The following is a 22,481-nucleotide window of genomic DNA, read 5'->3' on the forward strand; positions in this document are numbered from 1 at the left end:
GACGGGGGCGGGACCCCGGTGATCCGCCCGGCGGGGGACCCGATGGCGCGAAGCCATGTGCGCGCGCCCGTACCCCGGAATACTCGGCCTTCGACAGCCGTGACCGCACACCGGACGGGCCCCGCCCGTGACCGGCCGACCGCACGCCCCGGAGGAGCCCCCATGCCCGTACGCCGCGTCGTCCCCGACATCCACTCCGACGACCTGGAAGGAAACCGCGCCTTCTACGGCCTGCTGGGGTTCGAGGAGGTCATGAACCTGGGCTGGGTCATGACCCTGGCGTCCCCCGCCCACCCCACCGCCCAGCTCACCTTCATGACGCACGACGAGTCCGCCCCGGTCATCCCCGACCTGAGCATCGAGGTCGACGACGTGGACGCCGCCTACACCGCCGTGCTGGCCTCCGGGGCGCGGATCGTCCGGCCGCTCCAGGACGAGGAGTGGGGCGTCCGCCGCTTCTTCGTCGAGGACCCCAACGGCCGGGTCGTCAACGTCCTCAGCCACCGGGCCCCCGCACACGGCACCGAGGGCACCGCGGCCGCCGCCGACGGCTGAGCCGCCGCGTACCGGCTACCCCTCGCCGCCGCCCGCGGGCCCGTTGAGTGTCATCGCCGTCCCCTGCGCCACCGCGCACACGGTCTCCGTGCCCTCCGCGTCGAGCACGGTCAGCTCACAGCGGCACACGGCCTGCCGGCGCCCGGCCTGCACGACCTCGGCGCGGGCCCGCAGCGTCCGGCCGAGCGCCGGCCGCACGTACTGGATGGAGAAACCACCGGTGACGATGGCCGGGCCCAGGGCCGTGGCCGCGGCGAAGGTGAGGGTGTTGTCGGCGGCGTACGACAGCACCCCGCCGTGCACGAAGCCGTGCTGCTGGAGGAGTTCCTCGCGGATATCGATCTCCAGCGTCGCCGCACCCTCCCCGAACTCCGTGATCCGCGCCTGCACCAGCCTGCTGAACGGCTGCGCCTCCAGCGCCCGTTGCACCTCAGCGAGATCGAACACCGCACTCGCCTGCCCCGCACCGGCCATCTCGTCCTCCGCTTCTCGCCCTGCGTCCGGCCGCCCGCCCCGCTATTAGAGCCGACTCTCCAATACGGTACGCGGCCACCGGCCCGCTACTTCATCCACGCTTCCTCGTACTTCCGGTACGTCCCGTCGTGGGTGGCCAGGTGTACCCACTGGTCCACGTACGCCCTGAACTCCTCGTCGCCGCGGGGCAGGGCGTAGGCCTTCTCGGAGAAGGTGAAGGGCTTGTCCGGGTGGAGCGAGCACAGCTCGGGGTGGATCTTGGCCTGGTAGCGGGTCTCGCTGGCGTCGGTCATCATCACGTCGGCGCGGCTCGCGATGATCTCGTCGAAGATCGTGGTGTTGTCCCGGTGGACCGTGAGGGTTGCCCGGTGGATACGGGCGCGCGCGAACTCCTCGTTGGTGCCGCCCGGGTTGACGATGACGCGGGTGCCGGGCCGGTCGATCTGTGCCAGGGTCTGATACCTGTCCTTGTCCGTGCAGCGCACGATGGGGGTCTTGCCGTCGGTGCGGGTGGGTTCGCTGAAGTACACGGAGCGGGCACGCGGGAGGGTGACCGAGACCCCGCCCATGGCGATGTCACAGCGGCCGGCCGACAGGTCGCCGACGAGACCGGCCCAGGTCGTGGCCACGTAACGCGGCCTGGCATCCAGGCTCTTGGCGAGGTCCCGGGCCATCTCGATGTCCACACCGCGGTAGGTGCCGGTCGCGGGATCGCGGTGGCTGAAGGGCCGGTAGTCACCGGTGGTGCAGACGCGCAGCACCCCGCGCCGGGGGACGGCGTCGAGGGCCGAGGTCTTTCCGGTGCCGGCGGAGGCGGCTTCACGCACCCCGGCGGGCGTGTCCGAGGCCGCCGGGGCGGCCGCGGTGACGGCGAGCAGACAGGCGAGGGCGGAGAGGGCAACGGCGCGCTTCATAGGGGCTCCTGGGACTCCGGTACGCGGCGGCATGGCGCATGAGCGAAGCGCTCAGGGTGGCAGAGCCCGCGGTGCCGGTGAACCCCCTGCCCGCCCAGCGGGACGGACGGCCGGGGGACCCCGGCGGCGGCGCACCGGCCCCGGCCTCAGCCCTCCCGCACGACGACATCCCTCCCCGCAGCGCGACGCCGCCCCTCGCAGCGCGACGCCGTTCCCCGCACCCCGCTCAGAAGTCCGCGGCGTCCGGGCCCATCAGACGGTCCGGGGCGGCCTCTTCGAGGCGGGTGAGGAGGTCGGCGGCGCGCTTGGCGACGGTGTCGCGGTCGCCGTCGGAGAGGGCCGCGCCCATGCCGACCGCGACGGCCCCCGCGGCGATCCACTCCGGCGCGCTGTCGACCGTCACCCCGCCCGTCGGCAGCAGCGGCACCTGCGGCAGTGAGGCACGCACCTCCGCCAGCCAGGACGGGTCGTGTGCCGAGGCGGGGAACAGCTTGAGCGCGTCCGCCCCCAGCTCCAGACCGCGGACCACCTCGGTCGGGGTCGACACCCCGGGGAAGACCGGGATGCCGTAGCGGTGGCCCGTACGGATCACCTCGGCGTCGAGGCTCGGCGAGACCAGGAAACGGGCGCCCGCGTCGACCGCCATCCGGGCCGATGCCGCGTCAAGGACCGTGCCGGCGCCGATGACCGCGTCGTCGCCCAGCTCGCGGGTGAGCGTGGTGACCGCTTCCAGGGCGAAGGGGGTGGTGAGGGATATCTCCAGGCTGGTGATGCCCGCCGACAGCAGGGTGTCGGCGGTGGCGCTGGCCTCGTCATAGGTCCGGCTGCGGACGATGGCGAAAACACGCTGCGCCAGTGCGGCCCGGGTGATTTCCCAGCGATACACGGCAGTTCGCCGTCCTTCCTTGTCTCCGACGCTCCATGCCGCCTCGCCATGGCCTACAGCGGATACGGCATTTTCCGGGGCGTGCCGCAGCAGCTGACCTCACATGGTCTTTTTCCGCTGATGCCCGCCCGCTCCTCGTTTTCACCGAAACGCTACCGGGAGCCACTGACAATCCTCTCTCGGGGGTGCGCCCCGTGCGCCCCTTCTGCCGAGAATGGGCCGGGAATCGAGGGAAGCGGCAGGTCGGAGGGGGCGCACGGAACAGGCTCGCGGCACCGGCCCATTGCACGGGCGCACAGCACGGCGGCGGCCGGGGTGTGTGCACACCCCGGCCGCCGCGGTTTCCGGTCACGGGCCGCTCGGCCCGTCACCCCTGATGTCCTGTTGTCATGACGGCCGGCCGGCCATCCGGACCGCCGGCCGCTCGCCCGTCGGCTTCAGCAGCCGCGGTCGACGAGATCGAAGGTCTTGTAGTGGTCGGCGGTGTAGTAGTCCTCTTGCTTCTTCTCGCCGGCCACGATGCGCCGCGCACCGCGGTCGGGCGAGCCCGGAGTGACGACGGTGTACTCGTGGTAGTAGCCGTCGCTCTGGGACGGGAGGATGCCCTCCCGGTTGTCGAAGACCGTGCCGTCCTTCGGATACGGGTAGGGCCCGCCCTTCTCGATCAGGTCGAGGGTGTCGTGCGCCTGCGAAGGCAGCTTGGAGTAGCAGACCTTGCCGACGTCCTGCACGTGCACGGACGTGACGTGCGCCGACGCGGCGTACGAGGCGGGCGCGTGCGTCGTGGCGACGGCGGGGGTGGCGGAGACCGTGGTTCCGCCGATGAGAAGGGCCGAAGCGAGGGCGCCGACGGCGCCGAACTTGGTGATCCGTGGGGGGATTCTCATACCCTCCAGAATGACGCGCGTAGACGTGCCCCTGTCAATCCCAACCGCCCTAAGTTTTCCGGGAGTTCACAAGCCCACCCCACCAACTGCCCCAAATTTCCGCATATCCCGGGCCCCTCGGAGCGGCGCAGAGGCCGTATGCGATGCTGCCGACGTGTCGACCACGTCCCTCCCCCCGGAACCCGTGCTGCCGGAACCCGCGCACGGGACGCCACGGCCTCTCCTCACCCAGTCGTGGCTGGATCTGGCCTTTGTGCACTGGGCCGTTGACCCGGCCGAGGTCAGTCCGCTCCTGCCGGCGGGTACGGTCCCCGACACGTTCGAGGGCGCCACCTACGTCGGTCTGGTCGCCTTCCGTATGCATCGCGTCGGATGGTTCCGGCTGCCCGGCGTGCCGTACCTGGGCACCTTCCCGGAGACGAACGTGCGCCTGTACACCGTGGACGCCCACGGGCGCCGGGGCGTCGCCTTTCGCTCGCTCGACGCCTCCCGCCTCATCCCCGTCGCGATCGCACGGACCTTCTTCCGGCTGCCGTATCTGTGGTCCCGGATGTCCGTCAGCCGCGATGCCGACACCATCAGCTACCACAGCCGCCGCCGCTGGCCCGGACCGCGCGGCGCGCACAGCAGGGTGACGATACGGCTCGGCGAACGGATCGAGGAACCCACCGCACTCGAGCACTTCCTGACCGCGCGCTGGGGCATGCACAACAGCCTCTTCGGACAGCCGGTGTACTTGCGGAACACCCACCCGAGGTGGCCGCTGCACCGCGCCGAACTGCTCGAATGCCAGGAGAGCCTGGTGACGGCCGCCGGACTGCCCGAACAGAACGGGACACCGGCGAGCGTGCTCTACTCGCCAGGCGTCGCCGTCCGCTTCGGACGCCCGGCCCGGCCCGGCCGCGCGGACAGCGCTTGACGCTCACCCACGACTCCTTTGCCTCTGAGGCAAATCTTTTGCCCGAGAGGTGAAAGGTCGCTATACCGGGGATATGACCGAGCTCCCCGACGAGCCCACCGGCGCTTCGCCGGATGAGCTGTTCACCGTCGCACCGCGCCTGCGGGATCTGCGGCGGCGCGGTGGTTTCACGCTGGAGGCCGCGGCCCGGCTGGTGGGGCTGTCGCCCGCGCATCTGTCACGGCTGGAGACCGGTCAGCGTCAGCCTTCGCTGCCGATGCTGCTGGCGCTGGCCCGTACGTACGGGACCACGGTATCCGACCTCCTCGGCGAGACCGCCGCGGAGCGGGACCCGATCGTGCGGGCCGGGCGGGCGGAGGCCTCGGAGGCCGGGGGCTGGACGTACTGGACCGTGGGCGGCGCCGGGCGGGCGATGCAGGCGCTGCGGCTGCGGGTGCCGCAGCGGTCGCAGGGCGATCTGGTGCGGGTCCATCCGGGCGAGGAGTGGCTGTACGTCCTGGAGGGGCGGCTGCGGCTGACGCTCGGCGGGGCCGTGCAGGTGCTGGAGCCGGGGGACGCGGCGCACTTCGACTCGCTGACCCCGCACCGGATCGCCGCCGCCTCGCCGGGCGGCGTGGAGCTGCTGTTCGTCCACACGCTGCTGCAGAGCGGGGCCGCCGAGCTGTGCCTCGGCGGCGACGACACCAGGCGCCGCGGGCTGTGAACCCCGGCGCCGCCCTCAGGGAAGGACCCACCGTCGTGCCCGATCAGACCATGCCCGCCACTCCCCCGGCACCGGAGCCGCTCGCCGGGGCGGCGCCCGTACGGAAGTACGTCGAGAACAAGCCGCCGCGCGGGCTGTATGTGCGGGTGTTCATCTACGTCATCGCGACGCATGTGCTGCTGGCGATGATGAGCCTGGTGGTGATCGCCGCGAACTCCCGGTAGCGGGCGGCCCGCAGGGGTGACGCGGGGCAGCAGGGTCCATCCGTTCGGCCCGAAAGTCCATTGCCCCGGTGTGGCAGCCAGGTGAAGCCTGCTGGCGCGGCGAGGTCGTACGACGTCCGTCCCGGAACCTCGCCGCGCCGAGGAGGACCGAAGGATGCACCGTACGCGCACCCCGGTGGCGACCGCGCTGGCCATGGCCCTGGCCGTGCTTCCCCTGACGGGCATGGCGGCGCCACCGGGCGCCGGAGCGAAGGCCGGAGGGGACGGCACCCGGGAGACCCCCGGAGCCGCCGCTGCCGTCTCCCCCACGCCCCGGTCCGTCGTGAACCGCTCCGACCGGGCCGGCATCACCCCGTCGGTGACCGTCGTCGCCGGGCCGCACACCGACGCACCGGCGCTGGCCGTGGTCGGGAAGGCGCTGAAGGACGCCGGTGCGCAGCGCGTCCTGCGGTCCGAACACACGCCGGACGAGGGACAGTTGGCGGTGTATGTGGGCGGTGCGGGCGCGGCGCGGATGCTGGCCCGGCTGGGCGCGCGGGGCACCGGCGGGCTGCCCGCCGAGGGGTATGCGCTGGCCATCGGTGACGGGCGGATCGCGCTGTCCGGCAAGGACGCCGCCGGCACCTACTACGCGGCGCAGACGCTGCGGCAACTCCTGCCGCACGCACAGCGGCCGGGCGCCCAGGTGCGGGGCACCGTCGTTCGGGACTGGCCGGCCACCCCGCTGCGCGGCGTCATCGAGGGGTTCTACGGCACCCCGTGGTCCCACCGGGCCCGGCTCGACCAGCTCGACTTCTACGGTGCGCACAAGATGAACCTCTACGTCTACTCGCCGAAGGATGACGCCTATCTGCGGGAGAAGTGGCGGGACCCGTACCCCGCGGAGCAGCTGGCGCGGATCGGGGAGCTGGTGGACCGGGCGCGGGAGCGGCATGTGGAGTTCGCCTACGCGCTCTCCCCGGGGCTGTCGGTCTGCTACAGCTCCGACGCGGACCTCCGGGCGCTGACCGCCAAGTTCGCGACGTTGTGGGACATCGGTGTACGGACCTTCGCGGTGCCCTTGGACGACATCAGCTACACGGACTGGAACTGCGCGGCGGACAAGGACCGGTTCGGCACCGGCGGCGCGGCGGCGGGCGCCGCGCAGGCGCATCTGCTCAACCGCGTCAACCAGGAGTTCATCGCCGGGCATCCGGGGGCCGAGCCGCTACAGATGGTGCCCACCGAGTACTACGACGTGCAGCCGTCGCCGTACAAGAAGGCGCTGGCCACGCGGCTGGACAAGGATGTGCTGGTGGAGTGGACGGGGGTGGGGGTGGTCGCGCCGACGATGACCGTCGCCCAGGCGAAGCGGGCCCGGGAGGTCTTCGGGCACCGGATTCTGACGTGGGACAACTATCCGGTCAATGACTATGTGACCAGCCGGCTGCTGCTCGGGCCCTTCAACGGCCGGGAGAAGGGGCTGCCGGGGCAGCTGGCCGGGATCACCGCGAACCCGATGATCCAGCCCGCGGCGTCCAAGCTCGCGCTGTACACGGTGGCGGACTACGCGTGGAACGACACGGCGTATGACGCCCGGTCGTCCTGGGGCGGGGCGATCGCGGAGCTGGCCGGTGGGGATGCCCGTACGGCACGGGCGCTGCGGGCCTTCGCGGACGCCCACTACTCCTCGTCGCTGAATCCGCGGCCGGCTCCCGAACTGGCCGCCGCCATCGAGGAGTTCGGGAAGGGCGGGGAGGCGCGGCGGCTCGATGAGGCGCTGCGGACCCTCCAGGAGGCGCCGGAGGTACTGCGCGACCGGCTCGCCGACCGGGGTTTCGTCGCGGACAGCGCGCCGTGGCTGGACGCGACCCGGGCCTGGGGCGTCGCGGCGCGTACCGCGCTGCGGCTGACCGTGGCCACGCGGGCGGGCGAGGACGCGCTGACCTGGCAACTACGGCAGCGGATACCGGAGTTGGTGCGGACGGCCACCTCGTACGTGTATGTGGACATGGCCGGGAAGCGGATTCCGGTGCGGGTGGCGGACGGGGTGCTGGACACCTTCGTCGAGGACGCGGTGGCCGCCCATGACAGGGCGCTGGGGATCACCGGCCGCCCCAAGGGGTCGACGGACCTCTCCGTCTACCAGGACAACGCGGTCTCCCGGATGACCGATGGTGAGGACGCCACGTACTTCTGGAGCGGCGCGGGGCCCCGGGCCGGTTCCTTCGTGGCGCTGGACCTGCGAGCCGAGCGGCTCTTGGGCACCGTCACCCTGGCGATGGGCAAGAGCGGCAGCCCGGACGACTATCTGCGGCACGGCGTCCTGGAGTACTCCTCGGACGGCACGAGGTGGCAGCGGCTGGCCGCGTTCGACGGGAAGCCCGAGGTGCGCGCCGAGCCGCCGGCCGGGGCGCGGGCCCGCTACGTCCGCGCGCGGGCCACACAGGCCCAGGACAACTGGCTGGTGGTGCGGGAGTTCGGGGTGGCCGGGGGCGAGACGGTGACGGTGGCCGGCGGGCCGCCCGCGGCGGAGGGCGGTGCGCTGCGGTCGGCGGCGGACGGTGATCCGGCCACCGTCTACCGCGCGGCGCGGGCCACGCAGCCCGGCGAGACGCTGGAGTTCACGCCCGAGGCGCCCCGCGCGGCGCGTTCCGTGGTCGTGCTGCGGCCATCCGGCGCACCGGCCGGGGCGGCCACCGTCGAGGTCCGTACGGGTGGCGCCTGGCGCACGCTCGGCGCGCTGTCCGGCGCGTATACGCGGCTCGCGGCGGGCGGCGGCCCGGTCGGGGGCGTCCGGCTGGTGTGGCGGGACGGGACGGCGGCGCCCGTGGTCCATGAGGTGGTGGTGCGCTGAGGGGGTGGGGGTGTCCCCGAGGGAGGAGGGTGCGCCGAGCGGCGGAAGCGCACCGAGGGGAAGGGCCGTACGCGAGGTGCCGCGCTCCGCTGTCCGACGGGCGACGGTTCGCCGGCCGGCGTCGCGTCATCTCCCCCACGGCGGCCGTTCCGCGCCCTAATCTGAGGTGCCGGCCACCGCCCTCGCCCCGGAGGAGACCCATGGCCCGAACCGCTCCCGATGCCCCCCGCCCGACCGCGGCCGCCGTCCTGGACGACGCGGTCCGCGCGCTCGCCCCGGACTCCGCCGCCAACCCGCTCGTCGCGCAGATCGAGGCGGGCGCGGCGCCGCGCACCGTGTTCGCCACCCTCGCCCTCGAACAGCACCAGGTCGTCGCCGCCGACCGGGTCAGCTTCCAGCATCTGGCGCGGCGCGCCGACGGTGACCCGCCCGTCGCCGACTTCTACGACCTGCTCGCCCAGGGCGAGACGCTGGCGCTGAAGCGGCTGGCCGGGCTGGCGGACGCCTGTGAGCTGACCGCGCGGGAGATCGCGGAGTACCGGCCGCGGCCCGGCTGTCAGGCGTACCCGTCCTATGCGGCGCGGCTCGCGCTGAGCGGCGACCCGGCCGACGTGGCGATCGCGCTGACCGCCAACTTCGCGGCCTGGGGCGGCTACTGCACCGTCGTCGGCACGGCGATGCGGGACCACTACGGCTTCCCGGAGGCGGCGTGCGCCTTCTTCGGGTTCTTCGCCGAGCCGGCGCCGGCCGTCGAGGAGAGGGCCCGCGCGGCCGTGCAGCACGGCCTCGACACCGGACAGGCGCGGCCGGCCACGGCGCATCGCTACGGCCGTCTCCTCCAGGCGTACGAGCTGATGTTCTGGGACTCCGTCGCCGGATGACCCGGCCCGGTGGTGCCGGCGGAACACGGCCGGCACCACCGGGGCGGCAGGTCCGCCGCTCAGCCCGTGGGGCGGGCGCCCGGTCGGCGTGCGCCGTCCGTGGGCCGTTCGAGCAGTTCGCCGGTGGGCTCGGTGAGGGTGCTGCCGTCGTTGATCCGGCGGCCGCGCAGCCAGGTGGACCGTACGACGCCGTACAGGGTCTTTCCGGCGTAGGCGGTGATCTTGTTGCGGTGCTGGAGGGCCCGCGGGTCGACGGTGAAGGTCTCCTCGGGGGCGAGCACCGCGAAGTCCGCGTCCCGGCCGGGCTCGATGGCCCCCTTCCGGTCGAGGCCGACCAGCGCCGCCGGTGCGGTGGCCATCCAGCGCACCACGTCGTCGAGGGTGTGGCCGCGCTCGCGGGCCTCGGTCCAGATGGCGGGCAGGCCGAGCTGGAGGGAGGAGATGCCGCCCCAGGCCGCGCCGAAGTCAGCGGTCTTGAGGTCGGCGGTGGACGGCGAGTGGTCGGAGACGATGCAGTCGAGGGTGCCGTCGGCCAGGCCCTCCCACAGCGCGTCCTGGTTGGCCGCCTCGCGGATCGGCGGGCAGCACTTGAACTCCGTGGCGCCGTCCGGGACTTCCTCGGCGGTCAGGGTCAGGAAGTGCGGGCAGGACTCGACGGTGATCCGGACGCCCTCGCGTTTGGCGGCGGCGATCAGCGGCAGCGCGTCGCTGGAGGACAGGTGCAGGACGTGGACCCTGGCATCGAGCCGCTGGGCGAGCACGATCAGCCCGGCGATGGCGTCGTTCTCGGAGATGCGCGGGCGGGAGGCGAGGAAGTCGGCGTACTTGGGGCCGTGCGGCGGGGGTGCCGCGTCCAGGTGGCCCGGGTCCTCGGCGTGCACGATCAGCAGGCCGCCGAAGCCCGCGATCTCGCCGAGGGCGGCGGCCAGTTGCTCCTGGTCGACCTCGGGGAACTCGTCCACGCCGGACGGCGACAGGAAGCACTTGAAGCCGAAGACCCCGGCGTCGTGCAGCGGGCGCAGATCCTTGACGTTGCCGGGGATGGCCCCGCCCCAGAAGCCGACGTCGATATGCGCCTTGCCGCGGGCCACCTCGCGCTTGGTGTCGAGATGCGCCGTGGTGGTCGTGGGCGGGAGGCTGTTGAGCGGCATGTCCACGAGGGTGGTGATGCCGCCGGCCGCGGCCGCGCGGGTGGCCGTCCAGAAGCCCTCCCACTCGGTGCGGCCGGGGTCGTTGACGTGGACGTGGGTGTCGACGAGGCCGGGCAGCAGGACGTCGTCCCCGAAGTCCTCGACCCGCGCCCCGGCCGGGACCTGGGCGTCATACGGCAGCACCGCGGCGATCCTGCCGTCCTGGACGGCGACGGACGCGGCGCGCGTGCCCTGTGGGGTGACGACGCGCCGGGAGCGCAGCACCAGCTCTGTTTCGGACACCCGGTCCCTCCTCGTGGCTGTTCTCATCGTGGCGTGCGGGCGGGTGGGGTGCACGGCCGCGCACGGCGGTCGCGGCACCCGGAACGCGCCCGGCACGCGGGACGATCCATGGATTCAACAATCTGTTGAATGAGTCTTCACTCCGGGCCCCGGCCCGTCAAGACCCCTCGGCCGGGACCGGCAGCGCGACCGCCCCGGCATCCCTCGACCCCGCCGACTCGCCCGCCGCCGCGGCGCTGACCTGCGACGGGACGATCTCGTCCGGAACCGGAGCGGTACCCGCGGCGGACCGGTCCCGGCCCGACACCAGGACATAGAGCACGCCGGCCAGCCCCATTCCGAAGATCCAGGAGAACGGCGCCACCACACCGAAGGCCGGCACCAGGGCGAGCGCGGCGGAGACCGCGGCGGCGGGCAGGAAGGCCACCACGGCCTTCGGGTTGTAGCCGTGGCGGTAGAAGTACGCACCGCGGGCATCGGCCGAGAACAGCGCGTCGACATCGATCCGCCCCCGGCGCACCAGGTAGTAGTCGACGAGCAGAATCGCCACCAGGGGCCCGAGGAAGGCACCCAGTCCCCCCAGGAAGTACTGGATCACCAGCGCCGAGGAGTACAGCTTCCAGGGCAGGACGACGACGGCCAGCACCGCGGTGATCATGCCGCCGCGCCGGAAGTTCAGGTACTTCGGCGCGAGGTTGGCGAAGTCGTAGGCGGGCGAGACGAAGTTGGCGACGACGTTGATGCCGATGGTGGCGACGATGAAGGCCAGCGCGCCGATCACCGTGACCACCGGGTTGTCGATCTTCTGGATCACCTTCACCGGGTCGTAGATCGCCTCCCCGAAGACCGAGATGGTGCCCGCGGTGACCAGCACGGCGACCATCGCGAAGGCGGTGAAGTTCAGCGGCAGCCCGAGCAGGTTGCCGCGCCGGTAGGAGCGGTGGTCGGGCGTGAAGCGCGCGAAGTCCGCGTAGTTGAGGACCAGGGTCAGGAAGGTGGCCACGGTCAGACTGACGGCGATGAGGCTCTGCCGGAGCTGCTCGGAACCGCTGAGACCGGTGAGGCTGCGGGTCAGCGAGATGTCACCGCCGGCCTTGACAACCAGGTACACCGCGAGCGCGAGCACCACGAGCCAGACCACCGGACCGGTCGCGAAGTCCTGGACCTTGCGGATGAACTCCATCCCACGGGTCAGCAGGACGGCCTGCAGCCCCCACATCACCATGAAGGCGACCCAGCCCAGGGTGGACAGCCCCAGCACGGAGTTGTGGTGGTAGACCTCCAGCCCCGGCGCGAGCTGGAGGGTCAGCAGGACCACGGCGGTCGAGGCCAGCCAGGTCTGGATGCCGTACCAGGCCACGGCCATGACCGCGCGCAGCAGCGCGGGGATGTTGGCGCCGTAGACGCCCCAGCTGGCACGGGCGAGCACCGGATAGGGCACCCCGGTCCGGTGCCCGGCGTGCCCCATGCGGTTCATCAGCCAGTGGACGATCGAGATGCCGGCCAGCAGCGCGACGAACACCTCCCAGGCCGGCAGGCCCAGCACGAACAGGCTGGAGGCGAAGGCGTAGTTGCTGATCGCGTGGGTGTCGGACATCCACAGCGCGAAGATGCTGTACGTGCCCCAGGTGCGCTCAGGGGCCGGTGCGAGGTCCTCGTTGAAGAGGCGCGGGTCGGGCTGCGGGGACTTCGGGCGTGTGGTCACGGGTCCTCCCGGGCGAATGGGGTGAGCTTAGGGGATCAGTTGTCAGATGCCTGATGTCTGTGCGGAAAATGCGGCGCCCCGTGGGGAGCCCTGAACGCGCCCCGGGGAGAGATGGGCGCTCAGCGGCCAGGAACCGATGACCTTCGGACGGGGCGGGGCGAAGCTGCGCTCCGTACTGGTGGTGAGCCCGAGGCCGACGACCGCCTCCGCGAACTTCACCGCCGCGGCGACACCGTCCACCACCGGCACCCCCAGCGCCGCGGCGACCTCCTCCTGGAGCCCGGCCATGCCGCCGCAACCCAGACAGATCACCTCGGCGCCGGCCCGGACGGCGTCACGAGCGGCGTCGATGATCACCTCGACGGTGCGCCCGGCGTCCTCCTCCAGCTCCAGGACGCCGAGGCCGGTGCCCCGGACCGCGGCGCAGCGCTGGAGCAGTCCCGCGGTCAGCAGCCGGTCGCGGATCTGCGGTACGGCACGGTCGAGGGTGGTGACGATGCCGTAGGCGTGGCCGAGCATCATCGCCATCTGGGCGGCGCTCTCGGTGATGTCCAGGACGGGGACGTCCAGCAGCTCCTGGGCGCCCTCCCGGCCCGGCTCCCCGAATCCGGCCATGACCAGCGCGTCGTAGGACAGGTCGAGGGTGGCGAGCCGGTCCAGGACGGCCGCGGCACTGAGATAGCCCTCGAAGTGGCCCTCGATGGACTCGGGCCCCCACAGGGGTTCGGTGGCGATGATCTCGGTGCCCGGGGCGGCGGCCGCGGTGGCGGTGGCGCGGATCGAAGCGGTCATGGAAGCCGTGGTGTTCGGGTTCATGACGAGAAGGCGCATGACGCTCCAGCAATTTGGAGGATTCCACAGAATGGACAGTATGTTTCGCGCAGCAGAACGTAGCTACGGCCACTGGCACCGTCAAGGGATCGCGCCTAGGTGACCGCGCGGCGGCGCACCCCGCGCGACAAAGCAGGCCTGACCGGCACGAACGAGTGTGCGAGAGTCCGTGTGCCGGCGAAAGGGGACCGGTAGGCTGCTCCGGTCGGGCCCGGCGCCCGCACACCCGGCCGAGACCGGTCTGACCCGCCCCGAAAGGAACGCTCCGTGCCGCCGTCCAGCGCCAGCACCTCCGCCTCCGAAGCCAAGCCAGGCGCCAGCGGCGGCGTCCAGTCCCTTGAGCGCGCCTTCGACCTGCTGGAGCGGATGGCCGACGCCGGAGGCGAGGTCGGCCTGAGCGAACTCTCCACCAGCAGCGGGCTGCCGCTCCCCACCATCCACCGCCTGATGCGCACGCTCGTCGCCTGCGGCTACGTCCGCCAGCAGCCCAACCGCCGCTACGCACTGGGCCCCCGGCTGATCCGGCTCGGCGAGAGCTCCTCACGCCTGCTGGGCACCTGGGCCCGGCCGTTCCTGGCCCGGCTGGTCGAGGAGACCGGCGAGACCGCCAACATGGCGCTGCTCGACGGCGACGAGATCGTCTACGTCGCCCAGGTACCGTCCCGGCACGCGGTACGGATGTTCACCGAGGTCGGGCGACGGGTACTGCCGCACTCCACGGGCGTCGGCAAGGCCCTGCTGGCCCACCACGCCCCGGAAGAGGTCCGCGCCCTGCTCGGCCGTACGGGCATGCCCGCCGCGACCGAGAAGACGATCACCGACCCGGACCGCTTCCTCGAAGCGCTCGCCGAGGTCCGCCGCCTCGGCTACGCCGTCGACGACAACGAGCAGGAGATCGGCGTCCGCTGCCTGGCGGTGCCGGTGCCCAACTCCCCCACCTCGGCGGCGATCTCCATCTCCGGCCCCACCGGCCGGGTGACCGAGGCGTCGACGGACAAGATCGTGCCGGTGCTGCAGGACGTCGCGGCGCAGCTGTCGGTGGCGCTCGCGAATCAGACGCCGGCGTAACGGGACCCGACAGGGCCCGCGCGAGCGGGCTGGCTGACGGACTGGCTGGCTGGCTGGCTGGCTGGCTGGCTGCGTACGAAGGCGGTCCGCGCGCGGTCGGCGCGGCGCTCACCACCGGCCGGTGAGCCGGGGCGGCACACCGGCGCGCCGGGCTCCGGTGCGGGGCGCGCGGGGTGGTCAGCGGGCGCGCGGCATCCCGCCGAACCGGTCGATGCCCTCACGCACCTCCGCGAGCGCGGGCGACAGCGCGCTCACCGAGCCGACCGCCCCGGCGATCAGCAGCAGCGAACGACGCAGCCGGGGCACCTCGGGCATCCCGTGACTCACCATCGCGTCCAGGGCGGCCAGCTCGTCGTCGGCGGCCACCCGATCCGGTAACTCCCCAGGAAGAACGGCCAGTTGACGCCGCAGCCGGGCCACCGCCCCGCGCAATTCCTGGACCCGTTGATCGCCCTCGGCCCCGGTCACTCGTCTGTCCTTCTGCAGCTGTTCCACAACGACGGCGTCCTCCCGAGCCGTTGCCCGTTCCGCAATGCGGGCCAGTTAACGCCACTCTGCGCTCATCGCGCCATACGGAGAGCGAAAAAACCGGATCACTGGGTGAATCGGGCTGCTTTGGCCAGAGGCTGACCGTTCCTTATACATTTTTTCCCCGCCGCCCACCCCCCTTCGGGGGGTGGGCGGGTGTAGTGACGCGGGTGCCCACCCCTGATGGGGCGGGGGAGGAGGCGGGGAGGGGGTGGGGAGGGGGCGGGGAGCCGGGTGGGGAGCCGGGTGGGACGGAATGGAGCGGGGCGCGGAAAGCGCCGAGCCGGCACCACGAACGGGGTGGCGCAGGCGTCGGCAGGGGTAGGAAGGAGGCTGGAGCGACGAGAGCCTCGGTGGCGAGGGGCGGGGGTGACGCGAGTGTGGACCAGGGACCCGGCCCGTGCGGAACCCCCGCCCGTCGCCTCAGGAATCCTGCTCCGGCTCCACCGCGTTGCGCCACACCCGGACGTCGATGGTCAGGTAGCTGCTGGGGTCCGACTTCGGTGCGTGGCCCTTGAAGGTGATCAGCGCGAGATGGCCGTACTTGGTGGTGAGGCACATCTGCGCTCCCTTGGAGAACTGCTTGGTCAGGATGGTGTCGGTGAAGCGGGTCTCGTTGCGGCAGGTGGCGAGCGTGCCCTCCTGGCCGGGCTTGAGCAGCACCAGCTTGCCGGTCTCGGTGTCGACCTCGTCGTCCGTGTAGGCGTTGTCCGTGTACGAGAAGTCGATGTCCGCGTCGCTGTCGGTGTTGATCGGGTGGACCGGCTCGTCGGCCAGCGAGATGTGGTAGTCGTCGGGCAGGTTGACGGTCTTGTAGTCGACCGGCTTCGGGTCCTGCACCGGGGCGTCCGGGGCGTCGCCGTCGTCCTCGGAACTCGCGGCCTGGTCCTCGGCGGGCGCCGACGAGGAGTCCTTGTGCGCCGCCTTGCCGCTGCCGGCCCGGTCGGCCTTCTGCTGGGCCCCGTCGCCCTTCATGACGTAGGAGACGAGGCCGCCGCCGACGCCCGCGAAGGCCAGCAGGCAGACCAGCAGCAGGGTCGCGATCAGCCCCATGCCCTTCTTCTTCGTCGGCTGCGGGGCGGGTATGGAGGCGGCGGGGCCGGTCACGGCCGGCCCGGTGGCCGTGACCGCCGGGCCAGTGGGCGTGTCCGTCGGTCCGGTGGGCGTCGGCGCGCCGGTCCCGGCGACGGTCGGGGCGTGCGCCGCCGGGCCGAAGCCGGGCGGCGGGGTCTGCGGGTGGCTCAGCTCGGTCGGCACCGGCGCCGTGGGGTGGGTGGCCGGCTGGGCCGACGGGGCGGGCGGGTTCGGCGGCTGAGCCGGAGCGGCGGCGGTGGGCGCCTCCAGCGGGGGCGGCGGTGACTGCGCGGGCGCGGGCGCGGCGGCACGCGTGGTGATGTCGGCGGCGACGGCGGTGGGCAGCCAGTCCTCGGGGCGGCGCAGCTGCGTCTGCCCGGAGGCCGCACCGCACAGCGCGATCACCTCGGCGACGGACGGCCGGTCCGACACCTCCTTGGACAGGCAGCGGGTCACCAACTCCCGCAGTTCGTCGGGGAGTCCGGTCAGATCCGGCTCTTCGTGGACGATGCGGTAGAGCACCCCGTGCGAGGTGCCCTCGCCGAACGCCGGGGTGCCGAGGGCCGCGTAGGCGGCGATCTGGCCGAGCGCGAAGACATCGGTGGCAGGGCTGATGGTGGTGCCCGCGGCCTGCTCGGGTGCCATGAAGGTGGGCGTGCCGACGGTAACGCCGCTGCTGGTCAGGGAGGTGGCGTCGGCGGCGCGGGCGATACCGAAGTCGATGACGCGCGGGCCGTCGGCGGCCAGCAGCACATTGGAGGGCTTCAGGTCGCGGTGCACGATGCCCGCGCCGTGGATGACCTGAAGCGCCTCGGCGATCCCGGCGACCAGCAGCAGCACGGCGGGCGCGGGCAGCTTGCCGTGCTCGGCGATGGCCGCGGAGAGCGAGGGCCCGGGAACGTACGCGGTGGCGAGCCAGGGGCTGGTGCCGTCGGCGTCGCTGTCGATGACCGGCGCGGTGAACAGCCCCTGTACGCGCTGCGCGGACTGCACCTCCTGCTTGAAGCGGCGGCGGAACTCCGCGTCCTCGCTGAACTCGGGGCGGATGACCTTGATGGCCACCGGCCGTCCGCCGGGCGTGTAGGAGAGATAGACCTTGCCCATCCCTCCGGAGCCGAGCCTCGCCGTGAGGCGATAGCCCGCGATCGCCCGCGGATCGTCACCTTCCAGCGGCTGGAAGATTCCGGACGCGCCCGCACTGTTCACCACTACTACGTCCCCCGACTCGAAGAAGGACCGTCGCATGAGCACGACGGCCTGATGTCCGCAACGGGGAAGAACCCTATCCGGCCAGGCGCCACACCTCACATCGACGGCCGGCGCACGCGGCATCTCGTCCGAAGAGCCCCGTTCAGGAAGGGTTTTGACGGTCACGATGCCTCGAAAGCGGGGCCGGTGTGCGGCGCCCAAGAATGGCCTGATGACGCGTCAGAACATGCGTTCCCGTCACCCCCCTTTGGTGTGGGCGGGCACGGTCCGATGCGTATGGCGCGACATGGCGGAGCATTCTCCCTTTCAAGGAAATATCCGGCATATCACTGGATCGGAGAACGCCATGGAACCCAACTCCGGCCCCGACAACGGCTCCCACCCCGCTCGCGTCAGCGTCGTCCAACTCATCTGCCGCGCGTACGGCCTGACGGATGCCTCGGAAATCACGATGGAGCACATAGACCGCTATGTCGCCGAGCGCCGCCGCGCGGAGGAGCGCACCCACCAGCTGCGCGCCCGGTTCCGACCGCACATCCCCCGGCCACGGGCCGCCGGTGACGCGGCCTGATCCGCTCGGCCGCGCCCCGGCGGGCCGCCGGACGCGGTGCCATGAGGTAAGCAGTCCCCATGGCACCGACAGCACCGACAGACCCGCGAGAACAGCCGCACCGGGCCCGGCCGGACGCCCCTGAGGGAGCGCGGAACGCCGGGCGGCCCGAGGGGAGGGTGGCGGGCCTGCTGCTCGCCGCGGGCGGCGGGCGGCGCCTGGGGGGACGACCCAAGGCACTGCTCGACCACCGGGGACGGCCGCTGGTCGAGCACGCCGCGCGGGCGCTGCGGGACGGCGGCTGCGACCCCGTACACATCGTGCTGGGGGCGGCCGCCGCTTCCGTGCGCGAGCGGGCCGGCCTCACGGCGTACGGCGTCTCGGAGAACCCGGACTGGGCCCAGGGCATGGGCTCTTCGCTGCGGGTGGGCCTGGCCGCACTGGCGGATTCCGGGGCGGACGCGGCCCTGGTGTCCCTGGTGGACCAGCCGGGCATCGGCGCCGCCGCGGTGGCGCGGGTGGTGGCCGCGTACGACGGCCGCGGCGCGCTCGCCTCCGCGGCGTACGACGGACGGCGCGGCCATCCGGTGCTCTTCGGCGCCGACCGCTGGGCGGACATCGCGGCGTCAGCGGAGGGCGACCGCGGGGCGCGCGACTACCTCCGGCGGCACGCGGACACCCTCACCCTCGTCGAGTGCGCCGACATCGCCGAGCCGTACGACATCGACACGCCGGAGGATCTTCACCGGCTGGAGTGAGAGCGGACGGCGGGCGGCTGCTTCCAGGCCCGGGGGCGGGAGTAATGGAGAGTGACCGGCGTGGCACCGAGAGCCATTCGATCACCACTTCTGTCGACCCTGAGAGTCTCGACGTCAACAAACCATTGAAGTTCCGCGATAAGGAAACTAGTCTCCACTGGTCAGAAGCGCCCTGAACCCAGACGGCGCCCGCGACCGTATCCGGGAGCCCGCGGCACCCCGTGCCGCCCGGTGTCCCGGCGGCCGTCGGCACCGCCGCTGAATGGAGTGACAGCTCATGTCCGCACCAGCGCCGTCCCCGCTGGCCATCGTCGCAGTCGACCCCGCGCACACCCCCGAACGGCAGGGCGAGGTGCTCACCGACGCCGCGCTCACCTTCGTCGCCGAGCTTCACCGCCGGTTCACCCCGCGCCGCGACGAGCTGCTCGCCCGCCGGGCCAAGCGTCGCGACGAGATCGCCCGGACCAGCTCGCTGGACTTCCTGCCGGAGACCGCGGCGGTCCGCGCCGACGACAGCTGGAAGGTCGCTGACGCACCGGCCGCGCTCAACGACCGCCGGGTCGAGATCACCGGCCCCACGGACCGCAAGATGACCATCAACGCGCTCAACTCGGGCGCCCGGGTCTGGCTCGCCGACTTCGAGGACGCTTCCGCGCCGACCTGGGAGAACGTCATCGGCGGCCAGGTCAACCTCATCGACGCCTACGAGCGCCGCATCGACTTCACCGACGCCGCGTCCGGCAAGTCGTACGCCCTCAAGCCCGCCGAGGAGCTCGCCACCGTCGTGATGCGGCCGCGCGGCTGGCACCTCGACGAGCGTCATCTGCAGTTCGAGGGGCGGCCGGTGCCCGGCGCCCTGGTGGACTTCGGGCTGTACTTCTTCCACAACGCCAAGCGTCTGCTGGACCTCGGCAAGGGCCCGTACTTCTACCTGCCGAAGACCGAGTCGTACCTGGAGGCCCGCCTCTGGAACGAGATCTTCGTCTTCGCCCAGGACTACGTCGGCATTCCCCAGGGCACGGTGCGCGCCACCGTCCTCATCGAGACCATCACGGCCGCCTACGAGATGGAGGAGATCCTCTACGAGCTGCGCGACCACGCCTCGGGCCTGAACGCGGGACGCTGGGACTACCTCTTCTCCATCGTCAAGAACTTCCGTGACGGCGGCGCCAAGTTCGTCCTCCCGGACCGCAACGCGGTCACCATGACGGCGCCGTTCATGCGCGCCTACACCGAACTCCTCGTCCGTACCTGCCACAAGCGCGGTGCGCACGCCATCGGCGGCATGGCGGCCTTCATCCCCAACCGCCGTGACCCGGAGGCCAACGAGAAGGCGCTCGCCAAGGTCAGGAACGACAAGGACCGGGAGGCCGGCGACGGCTTCGACGGTTCCTGGGTGGCGCACCCCGACCTGGTCCCGGTCGCCCGTGCCTCCTTCGACGCGGTGCTCGGCGACAAGCCGAACCAGAAGGACCGCCTGCGTGAGGACGTCTCGGTCTCGGCCGCCGACCTCATCGCCATCGACTCCCTGGACGCCAAGCCCACCTACCAGGGCCTGATCGACGCCGTCCAGGTCGGCACCCGCTACATCGAGGCCTGGCTGCGCGGCCTGGGTGCCGTCGCCATCTTCGGCCTCATGGAGGACGCCGCGACCGCCGAGATCTCCCGCTCGCAGATCTGGCAGTGGGTCGACGCCGGGGTCGTCTTCGAGAACGGCGAGAAGGCCACCGCGGACCTGGTGCGCACGGTGGCCGCCGAGCAACTGGCCGCCATCCGCGCCGAGGTCGGCGAGGAGGCCTTCACCTCGGGCAGGTGGCAGCAGGCCCATGACCTGCTGCTGAAGGTCGCGCTGGACGCGGACTACGCGGAGTTCCTGACGCTGCCCGCGTACGAGCTGCTGGTCTGAGCCGGCTCGGCGTACGTCCCGGTGGTGCCGCGGTTCCGCTCCGGAGCCGCGGCACCACGGCTTCCCGCTCAGCGCCGCCCGCCTCCGGAAGGTTGCCGATGCCCACCGATGCCCTGACGGCGGCGATCGCGGAACTGCCCCTCGTGGACCACCATGTCCACGGCGCGCTCCGCGACGACGTCGACCGCGCCGGACTGGAGCTGATGCTCACCGAGTCCGACCGGCCGGTCCCACCGTGGATGACCCAGTTCGACTCACAGCTCGGCTTCGCGGTGCGCCGGTGGTGCGCCCCTGTCCTCGGTCTCCCCGCTCACGCCACGCCGGACGCCTATCTCGCCCGGCGCGAGGAACTGGGCACGGCGGAGGTCACCCGCCGCCTGCTCGCCGCGTCGGGTGTCGCCCACTATCTGCTGGAGACGGGCTACGGGGGTGCGGAGATCCTCGGCACCGACGGCATGGCGCGGGCCTCCGGACGGCCCGTCGACGAGATCGTGCGACTGGAGTCCGTACTGGAGGACGTGGCCCGTGGCGGGGTGGCCGCGGCGGACCTGCCCGAGCGGTTCCGCGAGACGCTCGCCGCGCGGACCGCCGACGCGGTGGGCCTCAAGAGCATCGTCGCCTACCGGTTCGGCTTCGACTTCGATCCCGGGCGGCCGGCCGACGCCGAGGTGACCGCCGCGGCCGGCCCATGGCTGGCGGAGTGCGCGCGCACCGGGACCGTACGGGTCACCGACCCGGTGCTGCTCCGCTTCGCGCTGTGGTCCGGGGTCGACCGGGGGCTGCCTATCCAGCTGCACGCCGGGTACGGCGATCCGGACGTGGAGCTGCACCGCTGCGACCCGCTGCTGCTCACCCGGTTCCTCCGGAACGTGCAGCCGCACGGGGTCGATCTGCTGCTCCTGCACTGCTACCCGTTCCATCGCAACGCCGGCTATCTGGCGCAGGTCTTCCCGCATGTCTTCTTCGATGTGGGACTCGGGGTGAACCACACCGGCGTGCGCTCCGACGCCGTGCTCGCCGAATCGCTGGAGCTGGCTCCGTTCGCCAAGATCCTGTTCTCCAGCGACGCGTGGGGGCCGCCCGAACTGCATCATCTCGGCGCGCTGTTGTGGCGGCGCGGCATGCTGCGGGCGATGGCGCCGTGGGTCGGCAGCGGCGAATGGGACCTCGACGAGGCGGTCCGGGTGGCCCGGATGATCGGACACGACAACGCCCGCCGGGTCTACGGCCTGGAGGGCCGCGTATGAGCGGCGAGGCCGGTCCGGGCGGACAGGCCCGTCCCGGCTCTCCCGCCCCCGCGGTGCCCCCGCTGCGGTAGGTGGCGGCGTACTCGGCCAGGAAGACGTCTCGGCGACGACCGGCCGCCCGCTCCGGCGCAGTGCGAGGGCGGTGGCGAGTCCGCCGAGGCCGCCGACACCGCTGCCGACGGCGGCAGCTGTGCGCCGCTTCCGGGGCATGACAGCGCGGTACTGTGTCCGTAGTGGATAAGCACTACAAACGTAGTAAAGAGACCGGAAGGACGCACAGGGTGGCACGACGGCGGGAGCAGGTGCTGGACGCGGCGGTCCAGGTGCTGGGGAGCGAGGGGGCGCGGCGGCTGACCTACCAGGCGGTGGACGCCGCGGCGGGCGTCCCCTCGGGTACCGCCTCGAACTACTTCCGTAACCGGGCGGCGCTGATCGACGGCATCGTCGACCACCTCCAGACCCTGGAGCACCGCGACTGGGAGCGCTTCGCCGCGGCCGCCGCCCCGGCCGACACCGGCGAACTCGCCGACAGCGTCGCCCAGTTCCTGCGGCATGCGACCGGCCCCGAGCTGGCCAGGACCGCCGCCCGCTTCGCGCTCTTCCTGGAGGCCACCGCCCGGCCCGAGATCCGGCCGGCGCTCACCCGCGGCCGTGAGGCCGTCCTCGGCTGGGGCGGGGAGTGGCTGCGGCGCTTCGGCTCACCGTCCCCCCGCCGGCACTGCGAGATCCTCTTCGACTACATGGACGGCGTCGCCTTCCACCAACTCGCCTTCCCCGACGAGGACTTCGACCCGGCACCGGGCCTCCGCGAGCTGCTGCGCGGCCTGCTGGGCTGACCCCGCGGGCGCCCGGCCCGTACCCCGGCGGAACGCCCGACGGCCCGCGGAACGCCC

Annotated in this window: 21 protein-coding genes; 12 read left to right on the forward strand and 9 right to left on the reverse strand. The window is 72.4% G+C overall.

Annotated elements, in window-relative coordinates; genetic code table 11:
* Positions 1-162 precede the first annotated feature (162 nt).
* Positions 163-555, forward strand: coding sequence for a VOC family protein (locus ACWC9R_RS18085; RefSeq protein WP_450732638.1), 393 nt, complete (start codon positions 163-165; stop codon positions 553-555).
* Between the two features lie 15 nt (positions 556-570).
* Here the strand turns inward: ACWC9R_RS18085 and ACWC9R_RS18090 are convergent, their stop codons facing one another.
* From ACWC9R_RS18090 to ACWC9R_RS18105, 4 genes are all read right to left on the reverse strand, one after another.
* The gene (locus ACWC9R_RS18090) at positions 571-1,029 is read right to left on the reverse strand and encodes a PaaI family thioesterase (RefSeq protein WP_450732639.1); all 459 of its coding nucleotides are present in this window, start codon (positions 1,027-1,029) and stop codon (positions 571-573) included.
* Between the two features lie 86 nt (positions 1,030-1,115).
* Positions 1,116-1,943: a transporter substrate-binding domain-containing protein gene (locus ACWC9R_RS18095; RefSeq protein WP_450732640.1), complete on the reverse strand. Its 828-nt coding sequence runs from the start codon at positions 1,941-1,943 to the stop codon at positions 1,116-1,118.
* 226 nt (positions 1,944-2,169) lie between these two features.
* On the reverse strand, positions 2,170-2,829 hold the full coding sequence (locus ACWC9R_RS18100) for a bifunctional 4-hydroxy-2-oxoglutarate aldolase/2-dehydro-3-deoxy-phosphogluconate aldolase (protein ID WP_450732641.1): 660 nt from the start codon (positions 2,827-2,829) through the stop codon (positions 2,170-2,172).
* 437 nt (positions 2,830-3,266) lie between these two features.
* The gene (locus ACWC9R_RS18105; RefSeq protein ID WP_450732642.1) at positions 3,267-3,716 is read right to left on the reverse strand and encodes a ribonuclease domain-containing protein; all 450 of its coding nucleotides are present in this window, start codon (positions 3,714-3,716) and stop codon (positions 3,267-3,269) included.
* Between the two features lie 154 nt (positions 3,717-3,870).
* Here ACWC9R_RS18105 and ACWC9R_RS18110 point away from each other — a divergent pair, with 154 nt between their 5' ends.
* The 5 genes from ACWC9R_RS18110 to ACWC9R_RS18130 all read left to right on the forward strand — a co-directional run bounded on the left by ACWC9R_RS18110 (position 3,871) and on the right by ACWC9R_RS18130 (position 9,279).
* Complete coding sequence (locus tag ACWC9R_RS18110) at positions 3,871-4,635, forward strand: YqjF family protein (RefSeq protein WP_450732643.1); 765 nt, start codon at positions 3,871-3,873, stop codon at positions 4,633-4,635.
* Between the two features lie 73 nt (positions 4,636-4,708).
* Positions 4,709-5,338: a helix-turn-helix domain-containing protein gene (locus ACWC9R_RS18115; RefSeq protein WP_362613386.1), complete on the forward strand. Its 630-nt coding sequence runs from the start codon at positions 4,709-4,711 to the stop codon at positions 5,336-5,338.
* A 35-nt stretch (positions 5,339-5,373) separates the two neighbouring features.
* Entirely contained in the window at positions 5,374-5,562 is a 189-nt protein-coding gene (locus ACWC9R_RS18120; RefSeq protein ID WP_450732644.1) for a DUF6126 family protein, read from the forward strand.
* A 154-nt stretch (positions 5,563-5,716) separates the two neighbouring features.
* The gene (locus ACWC9R_RS18125; protein ID WP_450732645.1) at positions 5,717-8,398 is read left to right on the forward strand and encodes a beta-N-acetylglucosaminidase domain-containing protein; all 2,682 of its coding nucleotides are present in this window, start codon (positions 5,717-5,719) and stop codon (positions 8,396-8,398) included.
* Positions 8,399-8,598: 200 nt separating this feature from the next.
* Positions 8,599-9,279, forward strand: a complete 681-nt coding sequence (locus ACWC9R_RS18130; protein ID WP_450732646.1) for a thiaminase II/PqqC family protein — start codon at positions 8,599-8,601, stop codon at positions 9,277-9,279.
* A 59-nt stretch (positions 9,280-9,338) separates the two neighbouring features.
* Here the strand turns inward: ACWC9R_RS18130 and allB are convergent, their stop codons facing one another.
* The 3 genes from allB to ACWC9R_RS18145 form a co-directional block, all read right to left on the reverse strand.
* The gene (gene allB / locus ACWC9R_RS18135; protein WP_450732647.1) at positions 9,339-10,712 is read right to left on the reverse strand and encodes an allantoinase AllB; all 1,374 of its coding nucleotides are present in this window, start codon (positions 10,710-10,712) and stop codon (positions 9,339-9,341) included.
* Positions 10,713-10,869: 157 nt separating this feature from the next.
* The gene (locus tag ACWC9R_RS18140; protein ID WP_450732649.1) at positions 10,870-12,417 is read right to left on the reverse strand and encodes an NCS1 family nucleobase:cation symporter-1; all 1,548 of its coding nucleotides are present in this window, start codon (positions 12,415-12,417) and stop codon (positions 10,870-10,872) included.
* A 42-nt stretch (positions 12,418-12,459) separates the two neighbouring features.
* Positions 12,460-13,248 (reverse strand): aspartate/glutamate racemase family protein, encoded by a 789-nt coding sequence (locus ACWC9R_RS18145; RefSeq protein WP_450732650.1) that lies wholly within the window; start codon positions 13,246-13,248, stop codon positions 12,460-12,462.
* A 267-nt stretch (positions 13,249-13,515) separates the two neighbouring features.
* Between ACWC9R_RS18145 and ACWC9R_RS18150 the strand changes: the two genes are divergently transcribed.
* Positions 13,516-14,316, forward strand: coding sequence for an IclR family transcriptional regulator (locus ACWC9R_RS18150; RefSeq protein WP_362613374.1), 801 nt, complete (start codon positions 13,516-13,518; stop codon positions 14,314-14,316).
* 177 nt (positions 14,317-14,493) lie between these two features.
* On the opposite strand, the gene ACWC9R_RS18155 is transcribed toward ACWC9R_RS18150, so the two are convergent.
* Positions 14,494-14,811: a DUF5955 family protein gene (locus tag ACWC9R_RS18155; RefSeq protein ID WP_450732652.1), complete on the reverse strand. Its 318-nt coding sequence runs from the start codon at positions 14,809-14,811 to the stop codon at positions 14,494-14,496.
* 456 nt (positions 14,812-15,267) lie between these two features.
* Positions 15,268-17,163 (reverse strand): serine/threonine protein kinase, encoded by a 1,896-nt coding sequence (locus tag ACWC9R_RS18160; RefSeq protein WP_450732653.1) that lies wholly within the window; start codon positions 17,161-17,163, stop codon positions 15,268-15,270.
* A gap of 310 nt (positions 17,164-17,473) precedes the next feature.
* Here ACWC9R_RS18160 and ACWC9R_RS18165 point away from each other — a divergent pair, with 310 nt between their 5' ends.
* The 5 genes from ACWC9R_RS18165 (at position 17,474) to ACWC9R_RS18185 (ending at position 22,424) form a co-directional block, all read left to right on the forward strand.
* On the forward strand, positions 17,474-17,698 hold the full coding sequence (locus ACWC9R_RS18165; protein WP_450732655.1) for a hypothetical protein: 225 nt from the start codon (positions 17,474-17,476) through the stop codon (positions 17,696-17,698).
* A gap of 158 nt (positions 17,699-17,856) precedes the next feature.
* Positions 17,857-18,435: a nucleotidyltransferase family protein gene (locus ACWC9R_RS18170; protein ID WP_450732681.1), complete on the forward strand. Its 579-nt coding sequence runs from the start codon at positions 17,857-17,859 to the stop codon at positions 18,433-18,435.
* Positions 18,436-18,712: 277 nt separating this feature from the next.
* Complete coding sequence (gene aceB / locus ACWC9R_RS18175) at positions 18,713-20,341, forward strand: malate synthase A (RefSeq protein ID WP_450732656.1); 1,629 nt, start codon at positions 18,713-18,715, stop codon at positions 20,339-20,341.
* A 98-nt stretch (positions 20,342-20,439) separates the two neighbouring features.
* Complete coding sequence (locus ACWC9R_RS18180; protein WP_450732658.1) at positions 20,440-21,588, forward strand: amidohydrolase family protein; 1,149 nt, start codon at positions 20,440-20,442, stop codon at positions 21,586-21,588.
* A 281-nt stretch (positions 21,589-21,869) separates the two neighbouring features.
* Positions 21,870-22,424: a TetR/AcrR family transcriptional regulator gene (locus tag ACWC9R_RS18185; RefSeq protein ID WP_450732660.1), complete on the forward strand. Its 555-nt coding sequence runs from the start codon at positions 21,870-21,872 to the stop codon at positions 22,422-22,424.
* Positions 22,425-22,481 lie beyond the last annotated feature (57 nt).

It is taken from the genome of Streptomyces sp. NPDC001219, assembly GCF_053597915.1.